Raw genomic sequence first — 5,331 nt, 5'->3', positions numbered from 1 at the left:
TCGCTCGCCGCGTTCAAGGGCGAGCGGATCGTGGCGGCGGCAGGCATCGGATCGCCGGAACGGTTTTTCGCGTCGCTGCGTGCCGAAGGCCTGACGCTCTCGACCCGCGCGTTCCCCGATCACTACGATTACCGCGACAACCCGTTTGCCGGCATCGAAGCCGATTCGATCCTGATCACCGAGAAGGATGCAGTAAAATTCGGGGCCTGGCGTGACGCGCGCATCTGGGTCGTACCCGTGGAAGCCGTGCTCAAACCCCGCCTCATCGCATTAGTTGTGGAGAAAATTCGTGGACGCACGCCTGCTTGAAATCCTTGTCTGCCCGATTTGCAAGACCCAGCTCACCTATGACCGCGCGGCGCAGGAACTCGTCTGCAACGTCGACAAGCTCGCGTACCCCATCCGCGACGGCATTCCCATCATGCTGCCCGACGAAGCACGTCAGACGGTCGAAGGCACGCCCGTCGATCCGTTGAAACCCATCAGCGGAAACTGATCCTCAACGAACATCAGGACACGAACGCCATAACATGAACGCCCACACGCCGGTCGTGCCGCCCTTTATTGCTGTCGTGCCCGCGCGGCTCGCGTCCACGCGGCTGCCGAACAAACCGCTGGCCGACATCGGCGGAAAGCCAATGGTCGTGCGCGTCGCCGAGCGGGCGCGTTTGTCGGGCGCATTGCAGGTGCTGATCGCAACGGATTCGCCGCGCGTGGTAGATGTCGCGAAGGAACACGGCTTTGACGTGCTGCTCACTCGCGCCGATCACCCGAACGGTACGGATCGTCTCGCCGAAGTCGCCACGCATTTCGGCTGGAGCGACGAGACCATCGTGGTCAACGTGCAAGGCGACGAACCGCTGATCGATCCCGCGCTCGTGCGCAACGTGGCGGCGCATCTCGCGGCGCATCCGTCGTGCGCGATCGCCACAGCCGCGCATCCCATCCACGATCCTGCTGATGTTTTCAATCCGAACGTCGTGAAAGTCGTGCTCGATGCAAAAAGCGTCGCGCTCTATTTCTCCCGCGCGCCGATTCCCTGGTCGCGCGATGCGTGGCAGAAGGAATGGCCAAACGTGGCCGCGCTTGCGTCGCGCCCGCCGATTCCGGCCAATGTGCTGCGGCACATCGGCCTGTACGCGTATCGCGCGAAGTTTTTGCGGGCATATCCCATGCTGAGCGTTGCGCCCATCGAGGAAGCGGAAGCGCTCGAACAACTCCGCGCGCTCTGGCATGGCGAGCGCATTGCCGTTCTGATCACGAACGACGCACCGCCGCCCGGTGTCGACACCCCCAACGACCTGGCCCGCGTACGCGCAATGTTTCCGGCTTCGTCCTAACGCGCCGGCACGCTTCCGGGCAACTCGCGTTAACCCCGCCACGCCCCACATAACAAGCCTTTGCGGCCTTTTTTCGGGTCGCCATTGCGAGGATGCATGGCATAATCGGCCGGTAGCGCGAGCCTTCCGGTCAGCGCCTTTGCTCTATAGCGCCCATGTCGACTGGTGCCGCGCCGTCTCCCGAATTCGGCTCGTCGCGCCTCGTTTCGGGCGTCTCCTGGGCAATTGTGAATAGCGACCGGACGCCAGATAAGCCTCGCAGCGAGAGCGGTTTCTATTCGATTCGGAGATATCACCATGCGTTTGATCCTGTTGGGCGCCCCCGGCGCCGGCAAGGGCACCCAGGCCACCTTCATCAAGGAAAAGTTCGGCATTCCGCAAATCTCGACGGGCGACATGCTGCGCGCTGCCGTGAAAGCAGGTTCGCCGCTCGGCGTGGAAGCCAAGCGCTTCATGGACGCGGGCGAGCTTGTGCCGGACACGCTCATCATCAACCTCGTCAAGGAGCGTCTGCAGGAACCGGACTGCGCAAACGGCTATCTGTTCGACGGCTTCCCGCGCACGCTTCCGCAAGCCGACGCCATGAAGCAGGCGGCGGTCGCCATCGACTATGTGCTGGAGATCGATGTACCGTTCGCGGACATCATCGAGCGCATGAGCGGACGGCGCGTCCATGCGGCGTCGGGTCGGACTTATCACGTCAAATTCAACCCGCCGAAGCAGGAAGGCCGTGACGACGTCACCGGCGAGCCGCTGATCCAGCGCGACGACGACAAGGAAGAGACCGTGAAAAAGCGGCTCGACGTGTACGTGGCGCAAACCAAGCCGCTGATCGATTACTACAACAACTGGTCGAAGCACGGCGACAACAACGGTTTGAAGGCGCCGGAATACCGGCGTATTTCGGGCCTCGGTACCGTCGATGAAATTCGTCAGCGCGTGTTCGAAGCGTTGACCTGATCTCAACGCCCGGCGCCGCAAGCACGCCTTTTTTGAAACCCGCTCGTGCTTCATTGGCCGAGCGGGTTTTTTGCTTTAACAGATCTCTTCGCACATCACCACCATTGAGGGGTACACAGCATGGATATCCAGGACAACGTTTTTCTCGTCACCGGCGGCGCATCGGGCTTGGGCGCGGCGACGGCGCGACTGATCCGCGATCATGGCGGCAAGGTTGTGATTGCAGACATGAACGAAGCCGGCGGCGAGACGCTTGCGAAGGAACTCGGCGGCGTGTTCGTGAAGTGCGACGTGAGCCGTGAGGAAGATGGTCAGCGCGCCGTGGAGGCGGCTACGCAACTCGGCAGTTTGCGCGGACTCGTGAACTGCGCGGGCATTGCACCGGCGGCAAAGACGGTCGGCAAGGACGGCCCGCATTCGCTCGATGTGTTCGCGAAGACCATTGGCGTGAACCTGATCGGCACGTTCAACATGATCCGGTTGAGCGCTGCGGCCATGGCGAAGAACGAACCGAACGCGGCCGGCGAGCGCGGCGTGATCGTCAGCACGGCATCGGTTGCGGCCTACGATGGCCAGATCGGACAGGCCGCGTACGCGGCATCGAAGGGTGGCGTGGTTGGCATGACCTTGCCGATCGCGCGTGATCTGTCCCGCAACGGCATTCGTGTCATGACGATCGCGCCGGGTATCTTCGAAACGCCCATGCTGCTCGGCATGCCGCAGGAAGTGCAGGACGCGCTCGGCGCCATGGTGCCGTTCCCATCGCGCCTAGGCAAACCGAACGAATACGCGATGCTCGTAAAACACATCTTCGATAACCCTATGCTCAACGGCGAAGTCATCCGCCTGGACGGGGCAATCCGGATGCAACCGAAGTAAACGAAAAACGGCGGCACATCCTGGAAGATGCGCCGCCGCTTTTATAAAGTCAGAATTCTTAGTCGCTGTCGTGCTGCGTGCGTTGCCTGAGTTCGTGCAACTCCGTCTCCACGACGGTTGCGTCCTCGGCGTCCGGACGGTCATCGAGGTATCGACGCAAATCTTCCATCGCCGGGCGCAGATAATCCAGACGCGCATACGCGAAACCGCGATCCCGCACCTCTTCAATGCTTCCCGGCATCAGGATCACAAGCCGCTGCTGCACGGCGAGCAAGCGCTGCCAGCGCTCCGTCTGAAGATAAATGCTCTTCAGATTGCGCAACATTCGTCCGATGATTTCCCGCCGCGTCGCAGGTTGCAACAGCACGCGCAACGCGCTGCCAATCGACTCGCCAACCCGCTGTACATAGGGTTCGAGCATTTCGACCATCGCGGATTCGGAGAGCGAATGTCCGGTGGTCGGATCGAGCATCACGTCGCCTTCCGGCGTAGTGACGCGCAGCAGGAAGTGCGCAGGAAACGACACACCGCGCACTGGGATACCAAGCTGCTCGCTCATCTCCAGATACACGACCGCGAGAGAGATCGGAATGCCGCGCCGGCGCTTCAGCACCATGTTCAGGTGGCTGTTATCCGGGTCGTAATAGTCGTTCCGATTGCTAGTGAAGCCGAGTTCGCGGAAGAAAAAACGATTCAGCACGCCGACTTTCTGCTTGATATCGGCGTCCTCCGGCATGCGGCGGCGAACCCGCAGCACGAGTTCGTCGATCTCCGCCAGCACGCCCTGCAAATCGAGGTCGGGATACGCGTCCTGCGCAAGCGACAACGCCGCCTCGGTGAGGGGCAGACTTTCGTCCTCCGCCACCAGCGAAGTGAAATAGTCGAGCATGCGCGTCGTCGTCATCACATCGTTCGCCTTCTGAAATACGCGTATTTGAAGCCCATCGCCGAGAGCATACCGAAATATAGCGCAGCGAATACAACCAGGCTGGCTCCGAGAAGCGCGATGCGCTGCAGCGGCGCAGCACGCATGCCAATCCAGTCGAAGTTACCCGAAACCCAGTGCATCACTCCCGCCAGCACGAGGCATGCCCCGACCAATTGGGCGAAGAAACGCGTCCATCCGGCCGATGGCTGGTAGATCCCGCGCTTCCTCAATCCGATGAACAACATCGTCGCGTTCGCGCACGCGCCCAGCCCGATCGACAAGGTGAGCCCGGCGTGGGCGAATATAGGCACGAAAACCAGGTTGCTCAACTGAATCGCGATCAACACGACAATGCCGATGATTACCGGCGTCCTGATGTCCTGCTTCGCGTAAAAACCGGGCGTAAGGATCTTGATCAGAATCAGGCCGACGAGCCCGATGCCATACATGGCGAGCGCGCGGCCCACCATGACGACGGAATTTGCATCGAATTTGCCGTAGCCGAAGAGCGTCGCCGTGAGCGGCTGGGCGAAGAAAAACAGCGCAATTGCACTGGGCGCGGCCAACAGGAACGTGATGCGCAGCCCCCAGTCGAGGAGCGCGGAGTATTCGACCGGATCCTTGTCCACATGCGCCTTCGAAAGGCTTGGCAGCAAGATCGTGCCGAGCGCGGCGCCGAGCAGCGCGCTCGGAAACTCCATCAGGCGGTCGGAATAATTGATCCACGACACCGCGCCCGGCCCGAGCCGCGACGCAATATTCGTGTTGATGATCAGGCTCAGTTGCGCGACGGACACGCCGAAGGTCATCGGCACCATCTTGATCAGCACGCGCTTCACGCCCGGATGCCGCAGCGCCTTCACAACATTCCAGCCGATGCGCGGAATCATGTCGATCTTCTTGAGCCCGGGCAATTGCACGAGAAACTGCAAAATCCCGCCGGCGATCACCGCATACGCCAGCGCGTAGATAGGCACTTTCAGATGCGGCGCGAGGAAAATCGCCGCCGCAATGAAGGACACGTTGAGCAGCACGGGCGCGAACGCAGGCAGCGAGAACTTCCGGTACGTATTCAGCACCCCGGACGCCAGCGATGTCAGCGAGATGAAGATGATGTACGGGAACATGATCTGGGTCATGGTCACCGCGTAGCCGAACGCGCGGCCATCGTGCTCCAGGCCTGATGCGACGGCAAACACGACCCAGGACGCGCCCGCCACGCTA

General features: G+C 61.5%; 7 protein-coding genes. 5 read left to right on the top strand and 2 right to left on the bottom strand.

The annotated features are described in order from the left end of the window. The 5 genes from ACRXB1_RS29345 to ACRXB1_RS29325 all read left to right on the top strand — a co-directional run. On the top strand, positions 1-309 hold a 309-nt coding region (locus ACRXB1_RS29345), incomplete at its 5' end, for a tetraacyldisaccharide 4'-kinase (RefSeq protein WP_449494023.1). Beyond that, positions 290-496 (top strand): Trm112 family protein, encoded by a 207-nt coding sequence (locus ACRXB1_RS29340; protein ID WP_449494022.1) that lies wholly within the window; start codon positions 290-292, stop codon positions 494-496. The genes ACRXB1_RS29345 and ACRXB1_RS29340, both read left to right, overlap by 20 nt. Positions 497-530: 34 nt before the next feature. Then, entirely contained in the window at positions 531-1,340 is an 810-nt protein-coding gene (gene kdsB / locus ACRXB1_RS29335) for a 3-deoxy-manno-octulosonate cytidylyltransferase (RefSeq protein WP_449494021.1), read from the top strand. Positions 1,341-1,637: 297 nt separating this feature from the next. Next, positions 1,638-2,300, top strand: coding sequence for an adenylate kinase (adk, locus tag ACRXB1_RS29330; protein WP_075360039.1), 663 nt, complete (start codon positions 1,638-1,640; stop codon positions 2,298-2,300). Positions 2,301-2,420: 120 nt separating this feature from the next. Further along, positions 2,421-3,179, top strand: coding sequence for a 3-hydroxyacyl-CoA dehydrogenase (locus ACRXB1_RS29325; protein ID WP_449494020.1), 759 nt, complete (start codon positions 2,421-2,423; stop codon positions 3,177-3,179). A 58-nt stretch (positions 3,180-3,237) separates the two neighbouring features. On the opposite strand, the gene ACRXB1_RS29320 is transcribed toward ACRXB1_RS29325, so the two are convergent. Together ACRXB1_RS29320 and murJ are read right to left on the bottom strand one after the other, a co-directional pair. Further along, on the bottom strand, positions 3,238-4,083 hold the full coding sequence (locus ACRXB1_RS29320; RefSeq protein ID WP_449494024.1) for a SirB1 family protein: 846 nt from the start codon (positions 4,081-4,083) through the stop codon (positions 3,238-3,240). Beyond that, positions 4,083-5,331: murein biosynthesis integral membrane protein MurJ (murJ, locus tag ACRXB1_RS29315; RefSeq protein WP_449494019.1), on the bottom strand; the 1,249-nt coding region annotated here is incomplete at its 5' end. The genes ACRXB1_RS29320 and murJ, both read right to left, overlap by 1 nt.

This window comes from Caballeronia sp. M23-90, from assembly GCF_053574605.1.
This window is presented reverse-complemented; position numbering and strand designations above follow the sequence as displayed.

Bases quoted from the DNA above. Each gene is read 5' to 3' on its own strand.
- kdsB (WP_449494021.1), top strand. From the start codon at position 531: ATGAACGCCCACACGCCGGTCGTGCCGCCCTTTATTGCTGTCGTGCCC.
- adk (WP_075360039.1), top strand. From the start codon at position 1,638: ATGCGTTTGATCCTGTTGGGCGCCCCCGGCGCCGGCAAGGGCACCCAG.
- ACRXB1_RS29325 (WP_449494020.1), top strand. From the start codon at position 2,421: ATGGATATCCAGGACAACGTTTTTCTCGTCACCGGCGGCGCATCGGGC.
- ACRXB1_RS29320 (WP_449494024.1), bottom strand. From the start codon at position 4,083: ATGACGACGACGCGCATGCTCGACTATTTCACTTCGCTGGTGGCGGAG.